Annotated in this window: 3 protein-coding genes; all 3 read right to left on the bottom strand. The window is 67.9% G+C overall.

The window, feature by feature from the left end:
- Nucleotides 1–423 (bottom strand): alpha-amylase family glycosyl hydrolase (locus VFG33_RS13440; protein ID WP_325026126.1); only part of this gene is annotated, 423 nt, incomplete at its 3' end.
- Nucleotides 424–762: 339 nt separating this feature from the next.
- Nucleotides 763–1,350, bottom strand: a complete 588-nt coding sequence (locus VFG33_RS41260; protein WP_414672950.1) for a sunset domain-containing protein — start codon at nt 1,348–1,350, stop codon at nt 763–765.
- A gap of 124 nt (nt 1,351–1,474) precedes the next feature.
- On the bottom strand, nt 1,475–2,191 hold a 717-nt coding region (gene arfA, locus VFG33_RS13450), incomplete at its 5' end, for a channel-forming protein ArfA/OmpATb (protein WP_325026125.1).

Genomic DNA, 2,191 nt, shown 5'->3' on the forward strand with positions numbered 1-2,191 from the left:
GTCGGACCAGACGTAGAAGTCGCCGTACGGGCCGTCCGGGTTGGTCCGGGACTCGGTGAACCACGGGTGCTGGTCCGAGGTGTGGTTCATCACGAAGTCGACGATCACCCGCATGCCGCGGGCGTGCGCCGCCTCCATGAACGCGGCGAAGTCGGAGATGGTGCCGACCTCGGGCATCACGTTGGTGTAGTCGGAGATGTCGTAGCCGCCGTCACGTAGCGGTGAGGGGTAGAACGGCGGAAGCCAAAGGCAGTCCACACCGAGCCACTCGAGATAGTCGAGTTTCTCGGTCAGGCCTTGCAGGTCGCCGATGCCGTCGGCGTTCGAGTCCTTGAAGGACCGCACGAGGACTTCGTAGAAGACGGCCCGCTTGAACCACAGCGGGTCACTCTTCGTCAGTCCGTGGTGCTGCTCCGGCAGCATGTCGGTCACGCTCACCTCCGTCGGGTGTCATCCCTCGATCCAAACCTAGCGGTACTGCGCGCTGCCGCCGCCGGGTCTTTCCGGCGACGCGCGGGTGGACACTTCGCGGGCGTGCTCCGCTGTCCCGTACCCGACGGCACGGTTCTCAAAAAAGACAGGCAGAGCAGCCGGTGGTGTCCGGTGATGTGAGTTGGCGCCGTGGGATGGGCAGTCCTGACAGGCGTTCCGCTCAGTGTGACGGTGATTTGCCAGTACAAGCAAATAGGGGCTGGATCGCCCTATTTACTGGGCCGATCCGTGACCCGGATCGCGACGAATCCGTGACCTGCGAGGCGGGTGTCAGGGGCGCGGGGGTGAGGACTTGCGGGGTTTGCGGAGGTACTTGCTGAAGCCGGCGCGTTCGGCGTCGGCCTCGGAGCGGAACCACACCTCGGGCTTGGTCCGGCCGTAGTACGGCGAATCGGGGGTGTGGAACAGCATCGACTGGGCGTTGCCCTTGATGGTGAACCCGTCCGGCGGTCCCTGGTGCGGCACCGCATCCGCCGACCCTTCGCCATAGCGCCCGACCGGTACTGCGCTTGCCGGGGCCGGCGTGGTCTCCTCAAGAGGCGGGTCGTCGAAGAGCGTCGGCGCGGGCGACTCCGCCACCTCCATCCGCCGCGAGAACAACTGCGGCTCCGGCTTGACCAGCTCAGGTTCGGGCTTGGGTGGTGGCGGGGCCGGAGTACGGGCTGGTGGGGGAGTCGCAGTACGGGTGGCGCCGGCGCCGACCAGGGCTTCTTCCTTCACCGGCTCTTCCTGTTCCCAGGGTGGGGCGGTTTTGGCGTCGGTGCGTTCGCGGCGGGTCAGGAGCAGCCAGGTGATGACCGCGCCGACGGCGAACGCGAGCAGCGCCCAGGCCCAGTTGTGGCGCAACAGCCAGCCCATCAGCGAGCGCCCCTCGGCCGGAGCGGAAGGAAGCGGTGCACCAGCCACGCGACCGCGCTGCCGAGCACGAACGCGACCAGCAGCAAGATCCACACCTGTGCGATCAGCCAACTCATGCCATCCCCTACGGAACTCGGAGCTCGACCCGGCGGTTCGCGATCCGGCCGGCCGAGGTGCTGTTGGAAGCCAGCGGCCGGGTTTCCCCGAAACCGCGGCTGATGATCCGGTCGGCGGCGACGCCGAGCTTCACCAGTGCCGCCTTGACGGCATCGGCGCGCTGTTGTGACAGCGGCAGGCTGGTCGACGGGTCGCCGAGGTTGTCGGTGTGACCGCTGACCTCGACCCGGGCGGTCTCGCAGCTCTTCAGCAGCGCGGCCGCCCGCAGTACGGAGGGGCGGGAGGGTTCGTTGACGATCGCGGTCCCGGACAGGAAGACGATCTTGTTCTGCGTCATCAACTGGGCCAGCCGCTGCTCGAAGGTCTGGCAGGCCTCGCTGATCGGCGGCTTCGCGATGGCCGGCACCTGGAGTTGGTTGGCCACGACCGCGCCCGGCACGGCTGTCGCCGCGGCTCGTCCGGCGGTCGCCTTGGTCGCCTGGTCCGCGACCTGACCGCTCAGCGTGACCGTGGTGCCGTCGTATCGCACGAACGCTTGACCGTCCGCGGTGGAGAGCGCTCGCAGCAAGGCGGAGACGGCGGTCGGATTCAGCAGGCCCGCGGCGGGGTTGACGGTGAGCTTGTCGTCGAACGTCGTACCGGTCGGCATCAGCGCCTGGACCTCGCTGATGATCGAGTCCTTGGCCGCCTGGTCCTGGACGACCGCCGTCACGGCGAACGAATC

The sequence above is a fragment of the Kribbella sp. genome (assembly GCF_035687465.1).
In the GTDB taxonomy this organism is placed as follows: domain Bacteria; phylum Actinomycetota; class Actinomycetes; order Propionibacteriales; family Kribbellaceae; genus Kribbella.